General features: G+C 73.3%; 19 protein-coding genes. 8 read left to right on the top strand and 11 right to left on the bottom strand.

The features are described from left to right. Positions 1–69 precede the first annotated feature (69 nt). A complete protein-coding gene (locus tag V1L54_RS17660) occupies positions 70–894 on the bottom strand; it encodes a MerR family transcriptional regulator (RefSeq protein ID WP_330118994.1) in 825 nt (274 codons plus the stop codon). Positions 895–1,091: 197 nt separating this feature from the next. Further along, positions 1,092–1,781: a DUF4230 domain-containing protein gene (locus tag V1L54_RS17655; protein WP_330118993.1), complete on the bottom strand. Its 690-nt coding sequence runs from the start codon at positions 1,779–1,781 to the stop codon at positions 1,092–1,094. A gap of 1,061 nt (positions 1,782–2,842) precedes the next feature. Between V1L54_RS17655 and V1L54_RS17650 the strand changes: the two genes are divergently transcribed. The 6 genes from V1L54_RS17650 (at position 2,843) to V1L54_RS17625 (ending at position 8,751) form a co-directional block, all read left to right on the top strand. After that, the gene (locus tag V1L54_RS17650; RefSeq protein WP_330118992.1) at positions 2,843–3,496 is read left to right on the top strand and encodes a DUF4360 domain-containing protein; all 654 of its coding nucleotides are present in this window, start codon (positions 2,843–2,845) and stop codon (positions 3,494–3,496) included. Positions 3,497–3,963: 467 nt separating this feature from the next. Beyond that, the gene (locus tag V1L54_RS17645) at positions 3,964–4,644 is read left to right on the top strand and encodes a DUF4360 domain-containing protein (protein WP_330118991.1); all 681 of its coding nucleotides are present in this window, start codon (positions 3,964–3,966) and stop codon (positions 4,642–4,644) included. Between the two features lie 552 nt (positions 4,645–5,196). After that, complete coding sequence (locus tag V1L54_RS17640; RefSeq protein ID WP_330119122.1) at positions 5,197–5,844, top strand: nucleotidyltransferase family protein; 648 nt, start codon at positions 5,197–5,199, stop codon at positions 5,842–5,844. After that, the gene (locus tag V1L54_RS17635; protein WP_330118990.1) at positions 5,831–6,136 is read left to right on the top strand and encodes a BON domain-containing protein; all 306 of its coding nucleotides are present in this window, start codon (positions 5,831–5,833) and stop codon (positions 6,134–6,136) included. Before V1L54_RS17640 ends, V1L54_RS17635 begins: the two co-directional genes overlap by 14 nt. Then, positions 6,133–6,906, top strand: a complete 774-nt coding sequence (locus tag V1L54_RS17630; RefSeq protein WP_330118989.1) for a metallophosphoesterase family protein — start codon at positions 6,133–6,135, stop codon at positions 6,904–6,906. The genes V1L54_RS17635 and V1L54_RS17630 overlap by 4 nt, the downstream gene beginning before the upstream one ends. An 84-nt stretch (positions 6,907–6,990) precedes the next feature. Next, positions 6,991–8,751, top strand: coding sequence for a RecQ family ATP-dependent DNA helicase (locus tag V1L54_RS17625; RefSeq protein WP_330118988.1), 1,761 nt, complete (start codon positions 6,991–6,993; stop codon positions 8,749–8,751). 333 nt (positions 8,752–9,084) lie between these two features. Here the strand turns inward: V1L54_RS17625 and V1L54_RS17620 are convergent, their stop codons facing one another. The 5 genes from V1L54_RS17620 to V1L54_RS17600 form a co-directional block, all read right to left on the bottom strand. Continuing rightward, positions 9,085–9,936: a phosphotransferase enzyme family protein gene (locus tag V1L54_RS17620; protein ID WP_330118987.1), complete on the bottom strand. Its 852-nt coding sequence runs from the start codon at positions 9,934–9,936 to the stop codon at positions 9,085–9,087. 93 nt (positions 9,937–10,029) lie between these two features. After that, positions 10,030–10,818 carry a VOC family protein gene (locus V1L54_RS17615; RefSeq protein WP_330118986.1) on the bottom strand — a complete coding sequence of 263 codons (789 nt, stop codon included), beginning with the start codon at positions 10,816–10,818 and terminating at the stop codon, positions 10,030–10,032. 159 nt (positions 10,819–10,977) lie between these two features. Further along, positions 10,978–11,787: an SDR family oxidoreductase gene (locus V1L54_RS17610; RefSeq protein ID WP_330118985.1), complete on the bottom strand. Its 810-nt coding sequence runs from the start codon at positions 11,785–11,787 to the stop codon at positions 10,978–10,980. A gap of 158 nt (positions 11,788–11,945) precedes the next feature. Then, a complete protein-coding gene (locus V1L54_RS17605; protein WP_330118984.1) occupies positions 11,946–12,824 on the bottom strand; it encodes a LacI family DNA-binding transcriptional regulator in 879 nt (292 codons plus the stop codon). A 113-nt stretch (positions 12,825–12,937) separates the two neighbouring features. Beyond that, on the bottom strand, positions 12,938–15,439 hold the full coding sequence (locus V1L54_RS17600) for a glycoside hydrolase family 2 protein (RefSeq protein WP_330118983.1): 2,502 nt from the start codon (positions 15,437–15,439) through the stop codon (positions 12,938–12,940). A gap of 323 nt (positions 15,440–15,762) precedes the next feature. On the opposite strand from V1L54_RS17600, the gene V1L54_RS17595 reads away from it, so the two are divergent. Beyond that, complete coding sequence (locus V1L54_RS17595; protein WP_330118982.1) at positions 15,763–17,922, top strand: alpha-galactosidase; 2,160 nt, start codon at positions 15,763–15,765, stop codon at positions 17,920–17,922. Between the two features lie 35 nt (positions 17,923–17,957). Here V1L54_RS17595 and V1L54_RS17590 read toward each other — a convergent pair whose 3' ends face one another. The 4 genes from V1L54_RS17590 to V1L54_RS17575 form a co-directional block, all read right to left on the bottom strand. Continuing rightward, positions 17,958–19,019 carry an ABC transporter ATP-binding protein gene (locus V1L54_RS17590; protein ID WP_330118981.1) on the bottom strand — a complete coding sequence of 354 codons (1,062 nt, stop codon included), beginning with the start codon at positions 19,017–19,019 and terminating at the stop codon, positions 17,958–17,960. Continuing rightward, positions 19,016–20,935: a dipeptide/oligopeptide/nickel ABC transporter permease/ATP-binding protein gene (locus V1L54_RS17585; RefSeq protein WP_330118980.1), complete on the bottom strand. Its 1,920-nt coding sequence runs from the start codon at positions 20,933–20,935 to the stop codon at positions 19,016–19,018. The genes V1L54_RS17590 and V1L54_RS17585 overlap by 4 nt, the downstream gene beginning before the upstream one ends. Before the next feature lie 27 nt (positions 20,936–20,962). Beyond that, positions 20,963–21,952, bottom strand: a complete 990-nt coding sequence (locus V1L54_RS17580; protein WP_330118979.1) for an ABC transporter permease — start codon at positions 21,950–21,952, stop codon at positions 20,963–20,965. 85 nt (positions 21,953–22,037) lie between these two features. Further along, positions 22,038–23,720: an ABC transporter substrate-binding protein gene (locus tag V1L54_RS17575; protein ID WP_330118978.1), complete on the bottom strand. Its 1,683-nt coding sequence runs from the start codon at positions 23,718–23,720 to the stop codon at positions 22,038–22,040. A gap of 418 nt (positions 23,721–24,138) precedes the next feature. On the opposite strand from V1L54_RS17575, the gene V1L54_RS17570 reads away from it, so the two are divergent. Then, on the top strand, positions 24,139–25,395 hold the full coding sequence (locus V1L54_RS17570; protein WP_330118977.1) for an ROK family transcriptional regulator: 1,257 nt from the start codon (positions 24,139–24,141) through the stop codon (positions 25,393–25,395). Positions 25,396–25,439 lie beyond the last annotated feature (44 nt).

Raw genomic sequence — 25,439 nt, 5'->3', positions numbered from 1 at the left:
GGTCGGCCCGCCGCCGGAAGGCCGGTGTCCCGGCCTTCCGGCGGACGGACCGGGACACCGGTGCCGGGTTCAGGCCGGGACGATCGGCTCCTGGAGCTCGGTCACCCACTTCCCCTTGTCCTCGGGGACCTCCAGGTACAGCTCCCGCGCGTAGCCGGCCGAGCGGTAGCCGTTCCCCTCCACCCAGCGGGCCAGCGCCTGGGCGGTGGGCAGGATGTCGTCCATGGGGCCGCGGTGCACGACGGTGGCGGCGCGGTCGATGCCGGGCAGGTCCACGATCTCGAAGTCGTGGCCGCCGCCGGGAGCCGCCGCGACCGTCAGGCCGGCGTGCACGACCACCGCCCCCTCCCGGTCCGGGGCGCTCTCGTAGTAGGCGATGCCCGGCCCGGAGGGGATGATGCCCGCACGCTCCAGGCGGCGGCACAGCTCCTCGTAGAGCGGCTGGATGACCGGGGTGATGTCCTCGGGTTCGTAGCTGTCGGCGATGCCGCTCAACTCGGCCACCCGGACGGGGGGAACGCTTTTGACCACGATGTCGTGGGCGGGCATGTGTCCCTCGCTCTCGATCGTCCGGAGCCTCGCCTCGACCCGGGCCAGCCGCGCGGCGGCCTCGGCCATCGCGGCCGCCAGTTCCGCCCGCCGCAGCCTGAGCATCCCGCGCAGTTCCTCCGTGCTCACCCGCTCGTCGAGGACCGACTTCACCTGCTGGAGGGTGAGGCCGAGGTCCTTCAGCGCGATGACGCGGTTGAGCCGGGCGAGCTGGCCCGCCTCGTAGAAGCGGTAGCCGCTGGCCGGGTCGGTACGGGCGGGGCGCAGCAGACCGATCGCGTCGTAGTGCCGCAGCATGCGGACCGACACCCTGCCGTGCTTGGCGAAGTCTCCGATGGTGAACATGGTGCCTCACACTTCAGGGCCTCACACGGTGTCATGGTCAAGCCCGCGGCCGGGACGGAACACGAACCGGTGCCCTCCGGCACGTGCCGCCCCGGACGGACGCGGTCACCGGTCGCCGTACGGTAACCGGCCCGCCGGCTCCGGACGGGGACGGGACCGGGACGCGCCGGAGGGCGGCGGGCGGGCTGCCCGGGCGCTCAGCCGCGTCCGTCCGGCTCGCCGAAGGACACGGTGACCCGTTCGAAGCCCAGCGAGCGCAGCAGGTTCTCCAGCATGTCCTCGGTGTTCCGCTCGGCGCGTGCCGTCAGGCCGCTCTCCTTCGCTGCCTCGCCGATGCGCTCCGCCGCCAGTTCGTGCACCTCGCGTTCGTCGCCCGGGTTGCCGGAGAAGAGGTCTCCGAGCCGGTCGAGCAGCCCTCGCTCCTTCATCACCGCGTACGAGCGCTCGACGTCCAGCGCGGGCTTCTCCAGCCGGGCGTGCGGCAGCCGCACCGTCGCCCCCTCGCGGTCCTCGGTGACCGTGACGGCGTCCTCGCCGAGGCCGCCGAGGTCCACATAGGCGCCGACGCTGCCGGTGCCGACGAACAGGGTCCGGCTGCCGCGCACCGCGTCCGGCAGGAACTTCGCGTCCTTCTCCAGATCGACGACGACCTGGAAGGTGCCGGAGGCGCCCTCGTAGCGGCTCATGTCCCGCAGGGACTTCAACACCGCGGGACCCGTGCGGTCCTCGGTCTCGGTGGCGAAGGGATTGCTCAGGTCCGGAAGCAGGCGGAGCTGACCGGCCAGCAGGAACCCGGCGAGCAGGAGGACCAGGAACAGCGGTGGGACGAGCCACCGCGCGGAGGGCAGCCGGCGCGGGGCGGGCGAGAACCTGACGGACCGGGCCATCCGGTGAACACCTCCGGGGCGGCGGGGAGAGTCTGCCTCCACCGTCTTCCCGGAATCCGCCTTCTCATGGCGTCCGGCGGGCGCGCCGGCGCGCCCGCACGCTCGGAGGCTTCCCCGCGCTCCCGGCGGCCCCGCCACCCGCGCACCCGCCCATCCGTCCGGGCGTCCCCGCGGACCGGGGAACCCCACGCCGCGGAGGCCGCCCTTCCGCCGGGCCGGTTCTCCGCCGCCCGAACAGAAGACATGGCAACCGAAGAAGTCCCAGTGGCAAATGCGCCGTTAACCGGACAGTACGGCCGACCGGTAGGAAGGAGCCGCTTAAACCAGGAAAGGCCGCGCCCGTACAATCACCTCTGGGCGGTTGACTCCGGCAAGGCTCCCGATGGCGGAAATTAGCGGTCGAAAGGCAGGACGGATCCTTCGCGAGACAGAGATCCGGAGGCATCCTCCGGCACTCGGTCTACTGAATATCGGACAACATCACCAAGGCGTCGCGGCTGTTCCGGTGAAAACCCGCAGGAACCCACCGGAGAGAACAGTCCGCCGCACACCGCTCCCGTCGCGGGGGCATTCTCCTCCCACCGTCGGCGGGGCCGGGGATCGCGCCGGGGGCACTTCACGGGGCGTTCTTTCGGACGTGTTTCCCGGACGCCGTACGCACCCTTGCCCGGCCGCCCGTCCTTCCCTACTGTGGGAGCGCTCCCACTTCTCCCCCCACGGGACAGCTGGAGGCCAGGTCATGGGCGACCTCCCCGGTCGCGCGATGCCGTCTCGCCCTCCAGCGTCCAGCCGCACGCTCCGCATCGTCCGCAACAGTCCGCACGGGTACGTGGACCGCTCCGGCCGCACTCCGGCCGGAGTCGTGCCCCGCGGGCACCGGGCACCGACGACCGCCCCCTGTCGGAGGCCGCCCGCGGACGCCGGGCCGTGCCGCCGGCTCCGGTCCCGGAAGGGGAGCTCTCGGGAGTCCGGATGGCAACACCCGCACATCCCACCGCGCGGGCCGACGGAGCCGGTTCCCCTCCGGCTGCGACGCGTTCGCGACGATCGATTGGAGAGTCATGTCCGGAGTCTTCCTCGCCGGTGGAGCGGCCGCGGCGTTATTCGCCTCGGCGCTGGCCGGCACCACTGTGGACACGGAGCCGGTTTCCACGGTTCCCGCCGAGAAGATCCAGGTCGGCGTCAACACGGTCAACGGGTCGGGTTGCCCGGCGGGGACGGCGGCCGTGGCCGTCTCCCCCGACAACACCGCCTTCACCGTGACCTACAGCAACTACCTCGCCTCGGTGGGCGTGGGCTCGCACCCGACCGACTTCCGGAAGAACTGCCAGCTCAACCTGAACGTGAAGGTCCCGCACGGCTTCACCTACGCCATCGCGAGCGTGAACTACCGCGGGTACGCCTACCTGGAGAAGGGCGCCACCGCGCTGCAGAAGGCGCAGTACTTCCACCAGGGCTCGGCCGAGACCAAGTCCGCCACGCACAAGATCGACGGCCCGTACGACAACAACTGGCAGCACACGGACGAGGCCGAGGTCGGCGAGATGGTCTGGGCGCCCTGCGGCGTGGAGCGGAACTTCAACATCAACTCCGAGCTCCGGGTCGACGGCGGCAGCTCCAACCTCAAGGAGACCACCAGCTTCATGGCCATGGACTCCACCGATGGTGCCGTGAGCACCATCTACCACATCGCCTGGAAGAAGTGCGAGAGCTGATCCGCACACGCATGGTCCACGCGTAACCGCGTCCGGCTCGGCCGCGAGCGGAAAAGACAGGACCCCGAGGGAAGGCCGCCCCCGAACCGGTCGTGTCCGTCACGGGCACACCGGGGCGGCGACCGGTACCGGACAGCACGGCGCTCCGCTGTGCCGAAAAACCGGGAAACCCTTCGGCGGCGACACGGAGAGCCGAACCACGCGGACCGGTGTCCCGCCGTCCCAGCCACTTCCATCGCTGGGACGGCGGGGTGTCCACCAGTGCCCGCGGGAATCGGAGAAAGCTTTCCGTGGCCGGGGGAACGGGGTGTTCACAATCCCTCGCTCCTTTCCTGGAGCCGCGGTGCCCGCAGTCGGCGGGCGATGTCCGCCAAAGACGCGGTATGACGCGAATCGGCGATTTCACTCGGCAAACGCGTCGGGCCTCTCTGCCCCGTCGCGCTTCACAGACGATTGATTGGAGAACCATGTCCGGAGCACTTGTTGCCGGCGGCGCGATCGCGGCGTTATTCGCCTCGTCGTTCTCGTCGAACGTCGTCGCGACTCCTCCCTACTTCGAGGACGCGCCGACCGACAGAATGGTGATCGAGGTCCTCACGGTCAACGGGTCGGGCTGCCCGCTCGGCACCGCGGCCGTGGCCGTCGCTCCCGACAACACGGCCTTCACCGTGACCTACAGCGACTACATCGCCTCGGTCGGCGTGGGCTCGAAGCCCATGGACTTCCGGAAGAACTGCCAGCTCAACCTGGCCGTCCGGGTCCCGCAGGGCTTCACCTACGCCATCGCGAGCGTGAACTACCGCGGCTACGCCTACCTGGAGAAGGGCGCCACCGCCACGCAGAAGGCGCAGTACTTCTTCCAGGGCCAGGCGGAGACCCGGTCGGGGACCCACCAGCTCGCGGGTCCGTACGACGAGAACTGGCAGTCGACCGACGAGGTTCCCGTCGGCTCGCTGGCCTGGGCGCCCTGCGGCGAACTGCGGAACTTCAACATCAACACCGAACTGCGGGTCAGCGGCGGCAGTTCGAACACCGCCGAGACCACCAGCTTCATCGCGATGGACTCCACCGACGGTTCCGTCAACACCACCTACCAGCTCGCCTGGAAGGAGTGTGACGAAGACGGCGGTGACGGCGGGGAGGCCTGATCCTCATCCCGGGACACCATCCGGACCGAGATCCGGGAAGTGCCCGGAGGGGCTCCCGGACTGACCGCGGGGTGCGGTACCCGGCCCGGTGCCGCACCCCCACCGCCGGCGGCCACCGCCGGCACCGGCTCACCGGATGACAGCCGGACCGGCCCGTCCCCGGTCCACACAGGGGCCCGGACGTCCGCCCAGGACGTTCCGGGCCCCTTTCCCTTCTCCGTTTCCCCGTCTCCGCCCGTCCCCGCCGCGCCTCCGCGCTCCCCCGGCCGCCCCGTGGGGCGCGCACCGCCTCCGGGAGCCTCCTCGCCGCCAGTGTCAACCGGTATCGAACGGAGGACGGCGGGTACCGGTGCACTCGTGGAAGGCTCTCGGGCCCCGGCCGGACACCGGCAGGGCCCGACCGGCGTCCGCGGAGCGGTGCCACCGGCGGTACGCCGCGGAGCACCGCGGCCGCGGGGAACGACGAGAGACGTGGAGATCGGAGTGACTGTGACGGAGTATCCGGGCGGCCAGGCTCCGGCGGGGCGGGACGTACCGCCCCGCCCACGCCCGGTGTCCGGTCCCGGCGGCGGGTGGGAGCGCCCGGGGCCCCGGGACCATCACAAGGAGCCCGGGGAGCTGCCCCCCAACCGCACCCAGGCCATCCTGGAGGCCACCAAGCAGGTGGCCACTCTGCTCAAGGGCGCGGGGCACCCCTTCGCGCTGGCGGGCAGTGTCGCCGTGTACGCGCACGGCGGACCCGACAACCTCCAGCACGACGCCGACTTCTGCGTCCTGCCCGAGGACGCCGACGCGGTGGCCGCCACGCTGCGCGACGCCGGCCTCGAGGTGTACACACCGCCGGAGGACTGGCTGCTCAAGGCGCGCTGCCTGGGGCAGGACATCGACCTGATCTTCCGGCTGGCGCGGCAGCCGGTGACCCGCGAACTGCTGGACCGGGCCGACCGGCTGTCCGTGGAGTCGGTGCACATGCCCGTGCTGTCGGTGACCGACCTGGTCGCCAGCCTGCTGACCGCCTTCACCGAGCACCACTGCGACTTCGGCGCCGTCCTGCCGATCGCCCGGGCGCTGCGGGAGAAGGTCGACTGGTCCCGGGTGCGGCGTGAGTGCGGCGCGGATCCGATGCCGGGCGCCTTCCTCTACCTGCTGGAACGCCTGCAGGTCGTCGAGCCGGAGGAGGAGTCCCATGATGGACCGTGACGCCCGCCGGGCCGGTTCCGGGGAAGGCGCCGGTGCCGGTGCCGGTGCCGGGAACACCGAGTACCGCATCGCCCATCTCCAGGAGCGGCTCGTCCGCGAGGAGATCGCCGAGCTGGGCATGCGTATCGAGTCCCGCGGCGACGCCGTCGTGGTCACCGGTACCGTCCCCACCGCCGAGTGCCGTGAGACCGTCGAGCGCGTCGCCCGGGAGGAGCTGGCCGGCGTGCCGGTACGGACCGACATCGTCGTGGCCGACGCCACCGCCCCCGACCGCCCGGAGGAACTCGCATGATCCGCATAGCAGCCGTCGGCGACATCCACATGGGACCGGACAGCGCCGGAGTGCTCCGCCCGGCCTTCGAGAAGCTGCCCGAGTGTGCCGACCTCCTGCTCCTCGCCGGTGACCTGACCCGGCACGGCACCCTGGAGGAGACCCGGGTCGTGGCCGAGGAGGTCTCCGGCCTGGGTGTGCCGGTGATCGCCGTACTGGGCAACCACGACCACCACGACGAGCGTCCGGAGGAGGTCACCGCCCTGCTGCGGGAGTCGGGCGTGACCGTCCTGGAGGGCGGGGGCACGGTCGTCGACGTGCGCGGGACGCGGGTCGGCGTCGCGGGCACCAAGGGCTTCGGCGGCGGGTTCGCCGGACGCTGCGGCAGCGAGTTCGGCGAGCGGGCCATGAAGGACTTCATCCGCTACACCCGCGGCTGCGCGGACGGCCTGCGGACCGCGCTGGAGGACCTGGGGCGGCAGGGCTGCGCCGTACGCGTCGCCCTGACGCACTTCTCCCCGGTGCCCGACACGCTCGCCGGGGAACCGCTGGAGATCTACCCCTTTCTGGGCAGCTACCTGCTGGCCGAGGCGGTGGACACCGCCGGTGCCGACCTGGCCGTCCACGGGCACGCCCACGCGGGCACCGAGCACGGCCTCACCAGCGGCGGGGTGAAGGTGCGCAACGTCGCCCAGCCGGTCATCCGCCGGGCCTTCGCCGTGTACCACCTGGAGCCCGGCACGGTGCACGGGGTACACGGCGCTGGGGACCTGGCCCGGGCCGCCCGCTGAGGCACGGAGGGGCGGACGGGGAGCGGGGACCGGCCGGGAGGGCGGACGAGAAGGGCGGGCGGGGCGGAGAGGAAGGAGCGGCCCATGTCCGGCGCCGCAGGAACCACCGGAACCGGTCCCCCGCGCGGAGAGGCCGGTGCCCGGCTCAGGCATGTCGCCGCCGATGTCTTCGGCTGGTCCGAGCTGCGCCCCGGCCAGGCCGGGGCCATGGCCGAGGTGCTGCGGGGGCGGGACACCCTGGTGGTGATGCCCACCGGGGCGGGGAAGTCCGCCGTCTACCAGGTGCCCGCGGTGCTGCTGCCCGGCCCCACCGTGGTGGTCTCCCCGCTCATCGCGCTCCAGCGGGACCAGACCGAGGGCCTGCGGGAGAGCGACGCCCCCGGCGCGGTCGCGATCAACTCCGACCAGGCCGCCGCTGAGACCGCCGACGCCTGGCGGGCCGTCCGCCGGGGGGACGCCGAGTACCTCCTGCTCTCCCCCGAGCAGCTCGCCAAGGACGAGGTGGTGGAGCGGCTGGCCCGGCTCTCCCCCTCCCTGTTCGTCGTCGACGAGGCCCAGTGCATCTCCTCCTGGGGTCACGACTTCCGCCCGGACTACCTGCGCCTGGGACATGTGGTGCGGCGTCTGGGCCGTCCCACCGTCCTCGCCCTGACCGCCACGGCGGCCCCGCCCGTCCGGGAGGAGATCACCGACCGGCTGGGCATGGCCGATCCGGCGCGGATCGTCGCCGGTTTCGACCGGCCGAACCTGCGGCTGGAGGGGCACCGCTTCACCGACGACGAGGAGAAGCACCGGGCCGTGGCGGAGCGAGCCGCCGCGGAGCCGGGCCCCGGCATCGTCTACACGGCCACCCGCCGGGAGGCGGAGGACTGCGCGGCGCGGCTGGTGGACCTCGGCCTGTCCGCAGTCGCATACCACGCGGGCATGCGCGCGGGCGACCGCGCCCGGGTGCACGACGCGTTCCTCGGCGGCGAGCTGGACGTGGTGGCCGCCACCTCCGCCTTCGGGATGGGCATCGACAAGCCCGACGTGCGGTTCGTGCTGCACGCCTCCGTGCCCGGTTCTCCCGACGCCTACTACCAGGAGATCGGCCGGGCGGGCCGGGACGGCGCCCCGGCGTCGGCCGTGCTGTACTACCGGCCCGAGGACCTGGGGCTGCGGCGGTTCTTCTCCGCCGGGAGCCCCGACCCCCGGGTGCTGGCCGATGTCGCCGCCCGGATCCGGCGGCACGGCGGCCCGTTGCCCGCCGCGCGCCTGCGCAGGCGGACCGGCCTGTCGTCCGCCCGCCTCACCGCGGCCGTCAACCTGCTGGAGGAGGCCGGAGCGGTGACCACCGCCCCCGGTGGCGAGCTGCTGCCCGCCGGGGACGACTCGCCGCGCGAGGCCGCCGACCGCGCGGCCGAGGTCGCCGAGGCCCGGCGGAGGCTGGAACGGTCCCGGGTGGAGATGGTGCGCGGCTACGCCGAGACCACCGGATGCCGGCGCCGCTTCCTGCTGGGTTACTTCGGCGAGGACTACGAGCCGCCGTGCGGCAACTGCGACAACTGCCTGCTGGAGCAGGAACGGAAGCAGGAGCGGCAGGGGTTCGAGCGGCTGGAACAGGAGCGGGAGCGGGAACGCGGCGAGCACGCGGGGGAACCGGCCCCGCCGCGCGGGGCGCGCTTCCGCACCGGGGCGCGGGTGCGCCACCGGGAGTGGGGCGAGGGCCTGGTGATGAGCGAGGAGGAGGACCGGGTCACCGTCCTGTTCGACTCGGTGGGCTACCGCACCCTGTCCCTGACCGCTGTGTCCGGGCAGGAACTGCTCACCCTCGTAGAGGACCCGGCCGCCGGGAACGGCCGGTAGCGCGGCGGCGCCACCGGGTCGGATCAGCGGATCGGGCCAGGGGTGGTGTCGTTGGGCGTGCGTCAGCCGGCTACCGGGCCGTGCGGCAGCCTGCCGGGGTCTGCGTCCCGACTGGACGCGCCGTTCGGGAGCGGACCCCGATCGGCGCGTCGCGGACCGCGGCGGCACGTGCCGCGACCGGCGATGTCCGCCTCGTCCCGGCGGAGTCCGGGCGGTGATCGAGCCGTCGGCAGGTGCGACCGGGTCTCGCCCGCGGCGGGCCAGGGCGAGGGCCGGGATCACGGTGGGTCCCGGCACCGGCAGCCGGCGGGCCACGACCTCGCAGGGCCGCGGTCAGCCAGGAGTGTCCAGGCCGTCGCGACCGGGCGCCGCCCGGATCCGGCCGAGCCACTGTGTGCCCAGCCGGCGCCCGCCGGGGAGCTGGTCGTCCCGGTCCCAGCGCCATGTCGTGATCATCGCCAGTACGAGGATCCGGCACTGGCGCAGCAGAACCTGATCGGCCCCCGGGTAGTGTGCGCCGACTTCTTCGGGCGCATGGGCGAGGTCGAACTCGACGGGCCCGCGGCAGCACGTCTCGAGGTCGACGAACAGCGGCCCGCCCTCCGTGGCGAGCACGTTGCCCGGGTGCGGCTCGCCGTGCAGCGGCTGCCCGGCACCGCCGCGCTCGCCGATCACCCGTCCCAGGCTCCGCAGCGTGGCACCGAGCAGTTCCCGGTCCGCGTCGGCGAGCGCCGGAGTGCGGTCGCGGTCCGCCACGAGGTGCTGAGCCCGCTCGACCCGGTCCGTGAAGCGCGGCACCGGGACGTCGAGCTCGCGCATGCCGGCATGCAGCCGCCCGAGCGCACCGGCGTAGTCGGCCGGTGAGACCTCCCGGGGCGTCACGGGCTCGTAGTAGGTCCACAGCGTGACCGCGAAGCCGTCCCGCTCATGGACACACGGCTCCACGCGCGGCTCGAGGGCGGCCACCGGGCACCCGGCTCCGGCGAGCCGCCGAGCGAGCTCGACCTCGGACCGCGCGACCTGGTCCGCCGCAGGTGCCACCCGGGCCACGACGTCACAGGGCAGCAGACGCAGCGTGAGCCTGTTCGAGTCCTGCAGAACGACCGCGTCCTCGGCCGCCAGACCGAGTGACGAGGCGGCCGACACGGCCGCGGCCACCGCACGCGGGACCTCCAACGCCTGCACCGCCGCCCGCCCCCTCTCCCTTCGAACACCGCCACGACTCCCCAAGTGGTGACCCCGCGCACCCCACCAGGTTTCGGTCTTCCCCGACCCCGGTCACCGGGACGCGGATGCCTCGACGGAGAACACGGCGCCCTGCGGGTCCCGGATGACCGCCAGCCGTCCCGTCGGCGTCCGGGCGGGGCCCTCGACCACCTCGGCTCCCAGAGCCCGGGCCCTGGCCGCCGTCGCGTCGACGTCGTCGACCCGGAAGTGGACGTGCCAGTGCGGCCGTACGCGCGGGTCGGGGGCGTCCTCCACCGCTCCGCCGCTGATGCCCGCCACGGTGCGCCCGTCGACGCGCAGGAGCACCCGGTCGTGCTCGTAACGGATGTCGTAGCGGTCGGGATCGGCCCGGTCCCAGCCGAAGACCTCCCCGTAGAAGAGGGCGGCGGCGAAGGAGTCCCGGGTGATCAGCTCCAGCCAGGCGGGGGCGCCGGGCCTGCCGCCCCTGCGCCACTCGGGGTCGGTGCCGCCCTCCCAGATCCCGAAGACCGCTCCCGCGGGATCGGCGGCCCAGGCCACCCGGCCCGAGCCGAATCCGACCGGCCCGACCGCGACGGTGGCGCCGCGCTCCCGCACCCGGCCGGCGGCCGCGTCGACGCTGTCGGTGGCGAAGTACGCCGTCCAGGCGGTGAGGACCCGCAGGGTGTCCCGGGCCTCGCCCAGTCCGGCGACCGCCGTGTCCCCGGCCAGCGCGATCATGTAGTGGCCCAGCTTCTGCGAGCCGGGTCGGTACCGCCAGCCCAGCAGTTCGCCGTAGAAGTGCTGGGCCGCCTCCAGGCTGGGGACCAGCAGGGTGACCCAGCAGGGAACCCCCTGAGAGGCGCGCGCGGTCTCCGTCACTGCCGATCACCACACCGTATCTCGCCGTGTATCGCCGTATCTCGCCGTGCCGCCGCATCTCGCCGTGCGTCACCCGGCGACACGATGCTGCCCTCTCGCGGCGCCGCGGGAAAACCGGCGGCCACCAACCGGAGCAATCCGGGCCGCCCCGCCCACCGGTCAGGGGCGGCGCCAGGAGTCGTCCGGCAGATGCGAACCGGCCTGCGGCCCCATCCGCAGCATCCCGCCGTCGACCGCCCAGGAGGCCCCGGTGACATAGGCGGCCTCCGGGCCGGCCAGGAAGGCGATCACGGCGGCCACCTCGCGTGCGTCACCCGGCCGCCCGGCGGGGATGCCCGGCCGGGGCTCGGTGGTCACGTCGGTGTCCTCCTGGCCGGTCATCGGGGTGGCGATCTCGCCGGGCGCGACGGAGTTGACGGTGATCCCGTCCGCGGCCAGTTCCAGGGCCATGACCTGGGTGAGCAGGCCGAGCCCGCCCTTGGCCGCGCAGTAGGGCGCGGCACCCACCCGCGGCTGGTGCTCGTGGACGCTGGTGACGTTGACGATCCGGCCGCCGTCCCCCTGCTCGATCATGCGGCGGGCAGCGCGCTGGGAGCACAGGAAGGGGCCCACGAGATCGGTGTCCAGGACCTTCCGGACGGTGTCGGGACCGATGTCGAGGAAGGGCGTGGCGGTGCCGGTTCCCGCGTTGTTTACCAGGACGTCGATCCTGCCCAGTTCGTCGGCGAGCCGGTCGACGGTGTCCGCCGCGCCGGGCAGCTCGGTGAGGTCCAGCCGCGCGACGACGGCCCGGCGGCCCTTCTCGCGCACCTCGGCGGCCGTGGCCAGGGCGCCCTCCTCGTCCGTGTGCCAGGTGATGCCGACGTCCATGCCCCGCTCGGCCAGGCGTACGGCGGTGGCACGGCCGATTCCCGAGTCCGCCCCCGTGATCACGGCGGTCCGCGGGGTGAATGCGCCGGTTGCGCTCATCTGCTCTCCGTAGGTCGTCGGGCGGCCCGGCCCGGGTCCGGCAGCTCCGGTACCCGGGTTCCCGCAGCCGAAACTGACGGGACGTGTGAGACGGACGAGACGCCTTGAGGCCGTCTGAGGCGGATGGCATCCGGTGGCCGTCCGGGACGCGCCCTCCGCTACGCGGTGGACGCGACGCCGCAGCGCGCGGTGGACCCCCTCGGCACATACCGGGCGGTGGGAGACCACCGCTCGGCGACCGGCCGTCCGTCGATCAGCTCCAGTACCGACTCGGCGACCAGCACGCCGTACCGGTGCACGTCCACGCTCATGGTGGTCAGCGGTGGCGAGGTGAGCCGGCACATGGTCGAGTCGTCCCAGGCGACCAGGCTGAGCCGCTCCGGTACCGCGACGCCCAGCTCCTTCGCCGCGGCCAGTCCCGCGACGGCCATGACGTCGTTGTCGTAGAGGATCGCGGTGGGCGCGTCCGGCCCGCGCAGCAGCGCCTTCGTCAGCCGCCCGCCCGACTCCTCCGAGTAGTCGCCCTCGACGACGACCGGTTCGACGCCGGCCGCCCGGCACCCCTCGGTCAGGGCCGCGGTACGGGCCCGGGTGTGCAGCAGGTCCGCGGGGCCGCCGACCCGTGCGATGCGCCGGTGGCCGAGGTCCAGCAGCCGGGCGAGCGCCTCGTGCACCGGGCCGGCGTCGTCGGTGCGGATCACGGGCCCGGCCGGGTCGCTCCCGCCGCCGTCCGCACCGCCCCCGCCGACCAGCACGGCCGGCAGCGCCAGCTCGCGCAGGACGGACGGCCGCCGGTCGCCGACGGTGCGGTTGACCACCAGGACCGCCTCGACCAGTTCCCGCGCCGCCCAGCGCCGGTAGGCGGCGATCTCGGCCTCCTGGTCGGCCACCACATGCAGCAGGACGGACAGACCGCGCTCGGCGAGGCGCTCCTCGATGCCCGCGATGAACTCCATGAAGAACGGCTCGGTGCCCAGCAGTCGCGCGGGGCGCGCGAGCACCAGCCCGACGGCTCCCGAGAAGTCGGCGCTACCCATCGCTCATCCCCACTCGCCCCTGCTCGTCCCTGCCCGGCCCCACTCGATCGGCTCCGCCCGTTCCGTCCGGGCCCCGTCCCGGCCGCCCGGCCGCCGCGCCGCCCCGCGGCCGCTCAGGACCGTGCCGCCGGAGCGCTCAGGGCGTTGGCGGAACGGAGGACCAGCGGTCCCGTCAGCGCTGCCGGATCGATGCCGGCCGCGGTGGTGACCGTGAAGGAGCGCCGCTCCCCCGCCAGCATCGGCACCAGCATCTCGTCCACGACCGCGTCGGGCGCGACCCGGTCGGCCAGGATCGCCACATCGCGCGCGAACGACGCGGCGTGCACGTCCACCCGGTAGCCGCCGGGCACCGCGACGGCCTCCGCCTTGAGCGGCTCGGGGTCGTACGCCAGCTCGCGGTCCTCGGCGAAGAGGTGCACGGCGCGTACCCCGCCCGCGGTGGCCACCAGCACCTCCTCCCGGGCGTTCCCCGGACCGGTCAGCGGCGCCGCCAGCTCCGTCCGGGCGACCGAGCGGGGCGGGACGTCCAGGGCGAGCCCGGTGCTCCGCAGCACGGTGCCCGCGAAGGTCTGCCGCTCCAGCCGCAGCTCACCGGTCCAGGGCTCGTCGTGGTCGTTGACCGCGAGCAGGACCCGGCGGCCCTCGCGGGGCTGCACGGTCAGCAGGCGTGGCGCGCAGGCGTGGCGCAGGCCGTACCACAGCGGCTTGGGGCGCCCGTCGCCGTCCACCGCGGCCCAGGAGGTGACCGGCCAGCAGTCGTTGAGCTGCCAGACGACCGCGCCGGCGGTCCGCGGCCACCAGGAGCGGAAGTGCTCGATGCCGAAGGCGACCGCGCGGGCCTGGTTGAGCTGGGTGGCCCAGTGCCAGTCCTCGAAGGTCCTGGGGACGGGCAGGTGCGGGGCCATGCCGCGGTCCAGCTTGGCGTTGCCCTCCTCGGCCTTCTGGTGGAGCAGGAAGGCGGGCGAGGTGGGGGTCCGCGGCTCGTCGTGGATCCACTTCGTCAGGGTCGCCCAGGTCGGCGGGCCCTGGAAGCCGAACTCGGAGCAGAACCGCGGGATGTGGTCGCGGTAGTGGGTGTAGTCGACGCGGTTCCACACCTCCCACTCGTGGCGGGTGCCGTGGTCCTGGTCGTTGGGGTGGAGCCCGTCGGCCGGGGCGCCGGGGCTGTAGGGGCTGTTGGCGCAGTAGAAGCGGGTCGGGTCGAGCTCGGCCACGATCGACGGCAGCAGTTCGGTGTAGTAGCGCAGGCCCCAGGTGCGGCCCTTCAACTGCTCGGGCCAGCCCCAGTCCCGGAAGCCCCACATGTTCTCGTTGGCGCCGTTCCACAGCGCCAGGGAGGGGTGCGGGGTGAGGCGGGCGACGTTCTCCCGGGCCTCCGCCTCGACCTCGCTCCACAGCGGCTCCTCCTCGGGGTAGGAGGCGCAGGCGAAGGGGAAGTCCTGCCAGACCAGCATGCCGCGCTCGTCGCAGACGTCGTAGAAGTCCTCGGTCTCGTAGATGCCGCCGCCCCACACCCGCAGCAGGTTCAGATGGGCGCCGGCCGCCTGGTCCACCCGGCGCTCGATCCGCTCGCGCGTGACGCGGGTGAGGAAGTGGTCGTCGGGGATCCAGTTGGCGCCCTTGACGAAGAGCGGCCTGCCGTTGACGGTGACGGTGAAGGGGGTGCCGATCTCGTCGGGGGTGGTGTCCACGGTGACGGTGCGGAAGCCGACGCGGCGCCCGTAGGTGTCCAGCGGCTCCCCGGCGCCGGCGCGGCCGTCCGCCCCGAAGGCGCCGAGGGTGACGTCGAGGTCGTACAGGGGCTGGTCGCCGTGGCCGGCGGGCCACCACAGCCGGACGCCGGGGACGGTGACGGTGACGACCGCGCTCGTCCCGCCCGCGGGCACGGTGACGCGTCCGGTGCGGCCGGCCACACCGGCGGTCAGTTCCAGCGGGGTGTCCTCGCCCCGGCCGGAGCGTTCGAGGTCGACGTGGATCTCGGCGCGGCCGGTGCCGTCGGCGTCCACCGTCACCAGCGGACGCACCCGGGCCAGCCGGGCGGTGTGCCAGCGCTCCAGGCGCACCGGTTTCCAGATGCCCGCCGTCTGCAGGTCCGGGCCCCAGTCCCAGCCGAAGCTGCAGGCCATCTTGCGCACCATGTTGAAGGGGTGCGGGTAGACGTGGGCGCGGCGGCCGAGCCGCCGCTCGGTCTCCTCGGCGTACTCCAGGGCGGAGCGGAAGGAGACGGCCAGTCGGTGGGAGCCGCCGCCGCGCAGGGCCTCGCGGACGTCGAACCGGTAGCCGCGGTGCATGTTGGCCGTGCTGCCGAGCGTCCTTCCGTCCAGTTCGACCGTCGCCACGGTGTCCAGGCCGTCGAAGACGAGGTCCACCCGCTCTCCGGGGGCGGGCGGGCCGGCCTCGAAGGCGAGCTCGTACCGCCAGTCGGTGCGGTGCGCCCAGACCAGTTCCGCCTCGGCTCGGTCCAGGTAGGGGTCGGGGATCAGACCGGCCGCCAGCAGGTCCAGATGGGCGCTGCCCGGCACGGTGGCCGGCACCGTCCGCCCCGCGACGTCCGGGGGGACCGGTCCCGCGGTCGCCGACAACTGCCAGCCGTCGTGCAGGGTTCGGCGGATCATCGGCGCTCACTCCTAGGTCGGCTCCGCCGGGCGGAGCGGCGGGCGGGTCGGGGAAGGGGCGGAAGAGCAGAGGAGGACGGCGGGACGGAGGGGAACGGCCGGGAGGGCCGGGATCGCGGTCTGCCGGAGGCACCGGCCGGCGACCGGTGGATTTCGCCGCCACGGGCCGGGTATCGTCGCCCGAGATTCTTACGCCACCGAACAAAGTAAGTCAACGGCACCCCCGGCCCGCCCGGCCAGGACGGAGACCCACCGTGGCACCGCGTCCCGTTCCCCCGCCTTCCCCCGGTTCCCCGGCTCCCTCCGGTGCCGCGCCCCCCGAGGTGACACAGCTGCGGGCGGCCGGCGTCGGGCTGGTGCTCGACCTGACCGGCGGCACCCTTCCCCGGGTGCTGCACTGGGGTGCCGACCTCGGCGGTCTCGGCCCCGGGGAGCTGACGGACCTCCGGCTCGCGCGGACGCCCCAGCCCATCGGCTTCCCGGTGGACGATCCCGTCGAGGTGGCCGTGCTGCCCGAGCAGTCGGCGGGCTGGCTCGGCACCCCCGGGCTGGCCGGCAACCGCGGCGGGAAGGACTTCTCCACGGCCTTCACCGTCCGCGAGACGGCATGGACGGTCCCCGGGCACTCCTCCTCCCCCGGTGCCGACCGGGGCGGACGCGTCACCGTCCGCGCCCGTGATCCCGCAGCCGGACTGGACCTGGAGCTGGTGATCGAGCTGACCCCCGCCGGACTGGTGCGCCAGCGTGCGGCGGTCGCCAACCGCGGCTCCTCCCCCTTCGCCCTGGACGCGCTCCACCTCACCCTGCCGGTGCCCGCCGTCGCCACCGAGCTGCTGGACTTCACCGGGCACCATCTGCGCGAGCGCGGCCCGCAGCGCACCGCCTTCACCCAGGGGCTGCGGATGCGGGAGAACCGCACCGGACGCACCGGCCACGACAGCGCCTACCTCCTCGCCGCGGGTACGGCGGGCTTCGGCAACCGCTCGGGCGAGGTGTGGGCGGTGCACACCGCCTGGTCCGGCAACCACCGCACCTTCGCCGAGCGCACCTTCCACTCCGTCTCGCTGCTGGGCTCCGGCGAGCTGCTGCTCTCCGGCGAGGTGGAACTGGCGCCGGGCGAGTCCTACACCTCCCCCTGGCAGTACGGCTCGTACGGGCGGGGCCTGGACGAGGTGTCCGCCCGCTTCCACCGCTGGCTGCGGTCCCGGCCGCACCATCCCGCGGCCCCGCGGCCGGTCACGCTCAACACCTGGGAGGCCGTCTACTTCGACCACGACCTGTCGCGGCTGCGCGCCCTGGCCGACGCCGCCGCCGCGGTGGGAGCCGAACGCTTCGTCCTGGACGACGGCTGGTTCGGCGCGCGCCGCGACGACCGGCGCGCGCTGGGCGACTGGTACGTCTCGGACGAGGCGTGGCCCGGCGGCCTGCGGCCGCTGACCGACCATGTGACCGGGCTGGGCCTGCAGTTCGGCATCTGGGTGGAGCCGGAGATGATCAGCGAGGACTCCGACCTCGCCCGCGCCCACCCCGACTGGATCATGGCCACCGGCGGCCGGCTGCCCGGCGCGGCCCGCCACCAGCAGGTGCTCGACCTGGCCCGCCCCGAGGCGTACGCGCACCTCCTGGCGCGCCTGGACGAGCTGCTGGGCACGTACCCGGTCTCCTACCTCAAGTGGGACCACAACCGCGATCTGGTGGAGGCCGGGCACCGGCCCACCGGCCGCGCGGGCGTGCACGGCCAGACGCTGGCGGTCTACCGGCTGCTGGACGAGCTGCGCCGCCGCCATCCGGGAGTGGAGATCGAGTCCTGCTCCTCCGGCGGCGGACGGGTGGACCTGGAGATCCTCCGGCGCACCGACCGGGTGTGGGTCTCGGACTGCATCGACGCCCTGGAGCGGCAGGGCGTCCAGCGCTGGACGAACGCGCTGATCCCGCTGGAGCTGATGGGCACCCACGTGGGTGCCGGCACCGCGCACACCACCGGACGCCGCCATCCGCTCGACTTCCGGGCGGGCACGGCGCTGTTCGGCCACTTCGGCATCGAGTGGGACCTGACCGCGGCGTCCCCGGGGGAACTGGCCCGGCTGGGCGAGTGGGTGGCCCTGTACAAGGAGCTGCGCGGCCTGCTCCACACCGGCACGGCCGTCCACGCCGATCATCCGGACCCCGCCCTCCGGCTGCACGGCGTGGTGGCCGCCGACGGCTCCGACGCGCTGTACGCCCTCGTCGCCACGGCCACCTCGGAGCTGTATCCGCCCGGGCCGGTCCGGCTGCCCGGGCTCGACCCCGGCGCGGTGTACCGCGTACGGCCGCAGCCCCCCGGCGACCTGCCCGACGGCAACCCCCACCACTGGGGCGTGCCCCTGCCGTGGTGGACGCCCCAGGGCGTACGCCTGCCGGGCCGGGTGCTGGCCGCCGCAGGCCTCCAGGCACCGGTGCTCCACCCCGAGCGGCTGGTGCTGCTGCGCGCGACCCGGGTCTGAGTCCGGATCCGGGGCGCGGGGGAGGCGAGCGGCGGTCAGGGGGCGGGGGCGGAGGCCGCGCCCCCGGCTCCGGCCCGCGGTTCCGCGCCCCGGCCGTCGCCTTCGGCCCCGGTGGCCCCGGCGGTCCCGGAATCCCCGGCGTACAGCCAGCACTTGGCGTAGTGGCCGGGGCCCACCGCGAAGTCCTCCGGCATCCGGCCGCAGATCCCCGTCGCCGCCGGGCACCGGTCCCGGAAGGCGCATCCGGGACCGCCGCCGGGGAGGACGGGGCCGCCCGCCGGTTCCGGCGCCGGCGCCCCGCCGGTCCGGTCCCGGCCGCGGGCCTCCGGGTCGGGCGCGGCGGCCGCCAGGATCCTGGTGTACGGATGCCGGGGACCGAGGATCACCTCGTCCGCCGGCCCTCGCTCGACCACGCGCCCGCGGTACATCACCAGGATGTCGTCGGAGAAGTGCCGGGCGGTGGCGAGGTCGTGGGTGATGTAGAGGACCGCGAGGCCGTCCTCGCGCTGGAGGCGGGCGAGCAGGTTGAGCACGCCCAGCCGGATGGAGACGTCCAGCATGGACACCGGCTCGTCGGCGACGACGACCCGGGCGCCCGGTGCCAGGGCGCGGGCGATCGCCACCCGCTGGCGCTGGCCGCCGGAGAGCTCGTGGGGGCGGCGGCGCGCGATGTCGGCGGCCGGGGTCAGGCTGACGCGTTCCAGGAGCCGCTCGGCCAGGCGGCGGGCCTCCTCCCCGCCCTTCGCCCGGCCGTGCAGTCTCAGCGGGCGGGCCAGATGGTGCTCGACGGTGTGGAAGGGGTTGAGGGAGGCGAACGGGTCCTGGAAGACCATCTGCACGTGGTCGCGGTAGGCGCGGTCGCCCACCCGGGCGCCGTCGGGCGCGATGGCGGTGATCTCCCCGGCGGTGGGTCTCTCCAGCCGGGCGATCATCCTCGCGACCGTGGACTTGCCCGACCCGGACTCGCCGACCAGGGCGACCGTCCGGCCGGGTGTCAGGGTGAAGGAAACGTTGTCAACCGCTCGGAGCCGGGACCGGCGCAGACCGGAGCGCAGGGTGAAGTCCTTCACCAGACCGCGGACCTCGAGCCTCGTCATCGCGGGCCCGCCTCCTTCACTGTCGTCCCGGTGCGTTCGCGGGCACTGGACTCCCCGGTGCGGACGAACGCGCCCCGCTCACCGGTGAGGCTGGGGAAGGAGTCGAGCAGCTCGCGGGTGTACGGATGCCGCGGCCGCCGGTGGATCTCCTCGGCGGCGGCGTACTCGACCACCTCGCCGTCCTTCATGACGGCGATCCGGTCGCTCAGCTCCAGCAGCAGCGGCAGGTCGTGGGTGATGAAGAGGACGGCGAAGCCGAGCTCGTCCCGGAAGCGCAGGATCTCCGCGAGGATGCCGCGCTGGACGACCACGTCGAGGGCCGTGGTGGGCTCGTCCATGATCATCACCTGGGGGTCGAGCAGCAGCGCCATGGCGATCATGACGCGCTGCCGCATGCCGCCGGAGAGCTCGTGCGGGAAGGAGTCCAGCCGCCGCGGGTCGACGCCCACCAGGCGCAGCACCTCGGCGCACCGCTCCTCGCGCTCCGCCGCGGACATCCCGGGCCGGTGCGTGGTGAGGACGTCCTCGAGCTGGGCGCGGACGGAGATCACCGGGTTCAGGGCGTTCATCGCGCCCTGGAAGACCATCGACAGCTTCGACCAGCGGAAGGCGCGCAGTTCCTCGTCACCCAGGGAGAGCAGGTCGATGTCCGTGCCGTCGCGGTCGTGGAAGACGACCGAGCCGGAGGTCACCTCGGCCGGCGGCCGGTGGAGCCGGTTGACCGCGTACGCGAGGGTGGTCTTGCCGCAGCCGGACTCGCCGGCGAGACCGAGGATCTCGCCGCGGCCCAGCGTCAGCGAGACGTCCTTGACGGCGTGGGTGGGCGGCTCTCCCCCGTAGACCACGTTGAGGCCCTCGACGGTCAGGACGGCGTCACTGCCGGCGGCGTCGCGCCGGGGCACGGACCGTTCGCGCCTCCGGCGGGCCTGTGCGTCCCGGTGGGCGCGGCGGTTGCGGCGGGCCGGGGCGGGGGCGGTGCGCAGCCTGGGGTTGATGATCTCGTCGATGCTGAAGTTGATCAGGGCCAGGCCGCAGCCGAACAGCGCGATGACCAGCCCCGGGGGTCCGAACCACCACCATGCCCCGTGCTGGAGCGCGAAGCCGTTCTGGGCGTGGAAGAGCATCTTGCCGAGCGTCTCGGAGTTGGACGCGCCCAGCCCCAGGAAGGAGAGGCCGGCCTCGCTGAGGATGGCCAGGATGACGGCGAACACGAACTGCGAGGCCATCAGCGGCAGCAGGTTGGGGAGGATCTCCACAGAAACGATTCGCCACGGCTTCTCGCCGGCCACCCTCGCCGCGGCGACGTAGTCGCGGTTGCGCAGCGAGAGGGTCTGGGCGCGCAGCACCCGGGCGGAGGCCGCCCAGCCGGTGATCGCCAGCACCACCGCGATCGTCCACCAGCCGCGCTGCCGGACGGGCACGAAGCCGGCGATGACGATCACCAGCGGCAGGCCCGGGATGACCAGCATGACGTTGGAGAGCAGGGAGAAGCCCTCGTCCACCGCTCCGCCGGCATAGCCGCCGATGACACCGAAGACCGCGGAGAGCACGGTGGCCAGGACGCCCACCAGCAGGCCGATCTGCAGGGAACCCCGGGTGGAGTGGGCCAGTTGGGCGAACACGTCCTGGCCGGTCTGGGTGGTGCCCAGCCGGAACCCCCCGCCGGGAGCCGTCATGCCGATGTCGCGGACCGTGCCGGGATCGCCCGTGAACAGCGGCCCGAGAATCCCGAAGAGGGCGATGGCGGCGACCAGGCCGAGGCCGACGCCCAGCTTGGCCGACCGGCGCGGCAGCAGGGAGCGCCAGCCGCCGCCCCCGGCGGACCGGGGCGCGGCCCCGGCACCGGTGGTCCCGATGGGGGTGTCCACCGCCGTGCCGTCCGGGGCGGTTCCGGGGGACGGGTCGATGTTGGTCACGGTGTCGGTTCCTCGCTGTCGGCGGCGTCAGTGGCCGGCGCGGGTGCGGGGGTCGATGAGGCCGTACAGCAGGTCCACGACCAGGTTGGCGCCCAGCACCGCCACCGTGATGACCAGGAAGATCCCCTGCATCAGGGCGTAGTCGTTGTTCTCCACGGCCTGCAGCAGCTTCATGCCGATGCCCGGGTAGGAGAAGACCTGTTCGGTGATGACCGAGCCGGAGACCACGAAGCCCAGGGAGATCGCGAAACCGGCGACCGAGGGCAGGACCGCGTTGCGGGCGGCGTAGCGGGTCATGACGCGGGTGTCGCGCAGGCCCTTGGCCCGGGCGGTCAGGACGTAGTCCTCCGACATCGTGGAGACCATCATGTTCCGCATGCCCAGCAGCCAGCCGCCGACCGAGGAGATCACGATGGTCAGGGCGGGAAGGATGCCGTGGTAGACGGCGGAGGCGAGGAACTCTCCGTTCCAGCCGGGGTCGAGGATCACGTCGTAGCCGCCGTTGACGGGGAACCACCGCAGGGCCGAGGCGAAGACCGCGACCAGGATCAGCGCCAGCCAGAAGTAGGGCACCGCCGCCAGGACGGTGGTGGCCGGGATGAGCGAGTCGAGCCACGAACCGCGCTTCCAGCCGACGACGGCGCCCAGGCCGATGCCGAGCAGGAACGACAGCAGGGTCGCGACGCCCACCAGCACGATCGTCCAGGGCAGTGCCTCGAGGATGACGTCGGAGACCGCCGCCGGGAAGACGCTGACCGAGACGCCCAGGTCACCGCGGAGCATGCCCGCCAGATACGAGAGGTACTGGCTGATCAGCGGGTCCCCGGTGTCGGTCCCGAGGAGAAGCTCGTAGGACCTGCGGATCGACGGGTCGGCCGCACCGCCGCGCTGCTGCAGCTTCGCCATGAGGGTGTCCACCGGGTTGCCCGGCATCATCCTCGGAATGAAGAAGTTCAGGGTCAGCGCCGCCCAGAGGGCGACCAGATAGAACCCGAGCTTCCGGGTGTAGTACCTCACCGCTGTCCGCCCGCCACTGTCCGTCCCTCCCCGGAACCGTCCACCGTGCCGCCCTTCCGCGCCGCGCCGCCGTCCCGCCGGGCCGTCAGCCCGCCGGCTTCAGCGCCTTGAAGATCTGCGCCTGGTCGGGACGGCTCCAGACCGCGGGAACGGCGTAGAGGTTGTACTCCGTCGGCCAGCCCTCGAACTTGGCGGCGTGGTACTCGCTGGGCACACCGGCCGTGAGGATCGGGATGTAGGGCATGTCCTCCTCGATCCGGGTCTGGATCGTGTCGTAGTGCCTCTGCCGTCGCTCGGTCTCCTCGGGGGCGATCCCCTTGAGGGCCCGCAGCGCCTTGTCCACGTCCTCGTCGCTGTACCGGGCGAAGTTGGGGTTGGCCGTCTCGCCGACCTTCGCGGTCGTCTCGGTACTGAAGAAGTAGCTGTAGATGTAGAAGGGGTCGGGCGTCGGGCCCGGGTACAGCGCGTCGATCAGCAGCTGGTACTCACCCTGGCCGCGGGCCTCGGACCACTCGTTCCAGGAGGACTGCTGGGCCGTCAGCTCGATGCCGATCTTCTTCAGCTGCTCGGCCAGGGTGCCGACCGCGGTGATGTAGTCGGTCCAGCCGGAGACCACGTGGACGGTCATGGACAGCTTCCGGCCGTCCTTGGCGTAGATGCCGTCGGAGCCCTTGGTGTAGCCGGCGTCCTCGAGGATCCGCGCCGCCTCGGCGGTGTCGGGTTCCATCGGTGCCAGGGTGTCCCGGAGCTTGCCGGAGATGAGCTCCTTGGCGCTGTCCACCGAGGCGAAGCCGGGTGAGATCTGGCTGAAGGTGTCCTGGTAGGCCAGCGAGTTGAGCTGGGCGCGGTCCATGCCGTAGTAGATCGCCCGGCGCACCGCCGGGTCGGTCTGCGGTCCCTCGCAGCCCAGTTCGGCGTCGGAGCAGGTGATCAGGACGTTCTGGTTCAGCGGGACGGTGATGACCCGGTAACCGGGGTAGTTCTTCTCGACGTTCTTGATGTCCGGGACCGGGCCGGTCTGCCAGTCGATCTTCCCGGCCGCCAGCGCGTTCGCACCGGCCTGGTTGCCGGAGAGGGAGACGTAGCGGACCTGCTTGAGCTCCGGCTCCCCGTCCCAGTACTCGGGGTTGGCCAGGAGCGTGAAGGCCTGCGGCTTGAACTCCTCCAGTGTGAAGGGACCGGTGCCCACCGGGTCCGGGACGGTGTCCTTGGCCGGATCCTCGATGTCCTTCCAGAGGTGCTCCGGGACGATGGAGATCTCACCGAGGACCTGCGGGCCCTCCATGTAGGCCGGCTCGGGGAAGGTGATCCTGACGTGGGTGTCGTCGACCGCCTCGGCCCTGCCCTCGTAGCCGGTGCTGTTGAGCGTCCTGTGCCGGGAGATCATGTCCAGTGTGAACACCACGTCGTCCGCGGTGAACTTCTCGCCGTCCGACCAGGTGACGTCGTCCCGCAGGGTGACCGACAGCTCGGTGCCGTCGTCGTTCCAGGAGTACTCGGTGCCCAGCAGCGGCTTGGCGGGCTCGTCGCGCACCTGGTTGAAGTAGAAGAGCGACTCGAAGATCGTGCCCGGCCCCTCGTTCATGGTCGGCGAGAACGGGTTGAAGTTGCGCTGGTAGTCGCCCGCCTGCCCCGAGAAGACCACCAGGGTCTCGTCCTGGGCGCCGCTGCCGCCGTCCGACCCCGAACAGGCCGTGGCTAACAGCGCGATCACGGCCGCCCCGGACGCGGCCGCACGCGCGCGGCGGCGTCTTGCTTGCAGGAACATGATGGAGGGGTCCTCTCGTGGCTGGAGGGACACGTCGGTGTGCCGTTCGTCCGCCTCCCGGCGGGCGGGATCGCTGATGTGGGGCGATTGTTAAGTAACCGAAGAAAGGAAGTCAATACCTCTGCCGGTCCCGTCACCGCGACCACGGCAGGAGTCCGCGCCCCGGGAAAGCGGCAGCCCGGATCCGCGCGGAAGCCCGGTGGAGGACGGGGCGGACGGCCGGCCCCGTCCCGGGGCTCTGCCACCGCACGGCGGCCGGGCGCCGCGACCGGTGCGGCGGCGGGAACTCACCCGGCTTCGGCGGCCGAATAGACTGAATCCCTGGTGGGCGCGGCACGGACCGCGGCGACGGTGCGGACGCCCCGGCGGGGCACGGGCGGAGGGACCAGTGAGCGGAGCGGCACGGGCCACGGCTCACGTGAACAGCAGAGCGGCCGTGCTCGACGTGATCCGCGCGGCGGGCACCATCAGCCGGGTCGGCCTCGTCAACGCGACCGGGTTCACCGGGGCGACGATCTCGACCGTGGTGCGCCGCCTCATCGACGACGGTCTCGTGGTGGAGACGGGGCGCGCGGAGTCCACCGGCGGAAAGCGCCGGGTGCTGCTCCAGCTCAACCAGTCGTCCCGGTACGCGGTCGGAGTCCACCTCGATCACGCCGGACTCACCTATGTCCTGACCAATCTCGGTGGTTCGGTGCTGGCCCGGATGACCAGGGCGGGCGCCGGGGCCGAGGATCCCCCCGCGGTTGTCGCACGCATGGCGAGCGAGGTGGACGCGCTCATCGACGGCGTCGGCGTCCGGCGCGAGCGGGTGCTCGGCCTGGGCCTGGTCTCTCCCGGCCCCCTCTCCCCCACCAGCGGGATGCGGCTGACCCCGCCCCTGATGCGGCACTGGGAGGACTTCCCGCTCGACCGCGCCCTGCAGGAGGCCACCGGGCTGCCGGTGATCTCCGACAACGACGCCACGGCCGCGGCCCTGGGCGAGCACTGGTCCGGCGGGGCCGGCGGCACCTCGGCCCTCGCGGCCCTGTACATGGGGACCGGGATCGGCTCCGGGCTGCTGATCAACGGCATCACCTACCGAGGTGCCAGCGGGAACGCGGGCGAGATCGGCCACAGCTGTCTGGATGTGGAGGGTCCCGAGTGCTGGTGCGGGGCCCGCGGCTGTGTCGAGGCACTGGCCGGTCCCGCCGCGGTCGTGGCCGCCGCCCGCGCCGACGCGGCACTCGCCCGCGCGGCCGGGCTGGCCGACGACCTCCGCACCGGCCGCCCACCGTCCGTGATCGCGGACTTCGCGGCGGTCACCCGGGCCGCGCGGCGCGGCGAACCGGGGGCGCGCGCCCTGCTGGAGCGTTCGGCGCGCTGTCTCGCGGTGGCCGCGCGCACGCTCGCCAACGTCATGGACCTCGAACTGCTGGTCCTCACCGGCCCCAGCCTGGCGATCGCGGGCTCGGTGTACCTGCCCGTGGTACAGGAGGAGCTCGACCGCGCCTTCTTCTCGCGCGCGGCGCACCCGGTCACCGTCCAGCTCTCCCGGTCGGCCGCCACCGCTCCCGCGATCGGCGGCGCGGCCATGGTGCTGCAGTCGGAACTCGTACCGCTGCGCCAGGGGCCGCGGCTGCCGGAGAACCTGGCCCACGCCGAGCCCGCCCCGGTACAGCCCTCGGGCGTCTGACCCCTCCCGTCCCGCGGTACCGGGCCGGACCGGCGGGACAGGCT

The sequence above is a fragment of the Streptomyces rubellus genome, from assembly GCF_036323805.1.
GTDB lineage: Bacteria > Actinomycetota > Actinomycetes > Streptomycetales > Streptomycetaceae > Streptomyces.
This window is presented reverse-complemented; position numbering and strand designations above follow the sequence as displayed.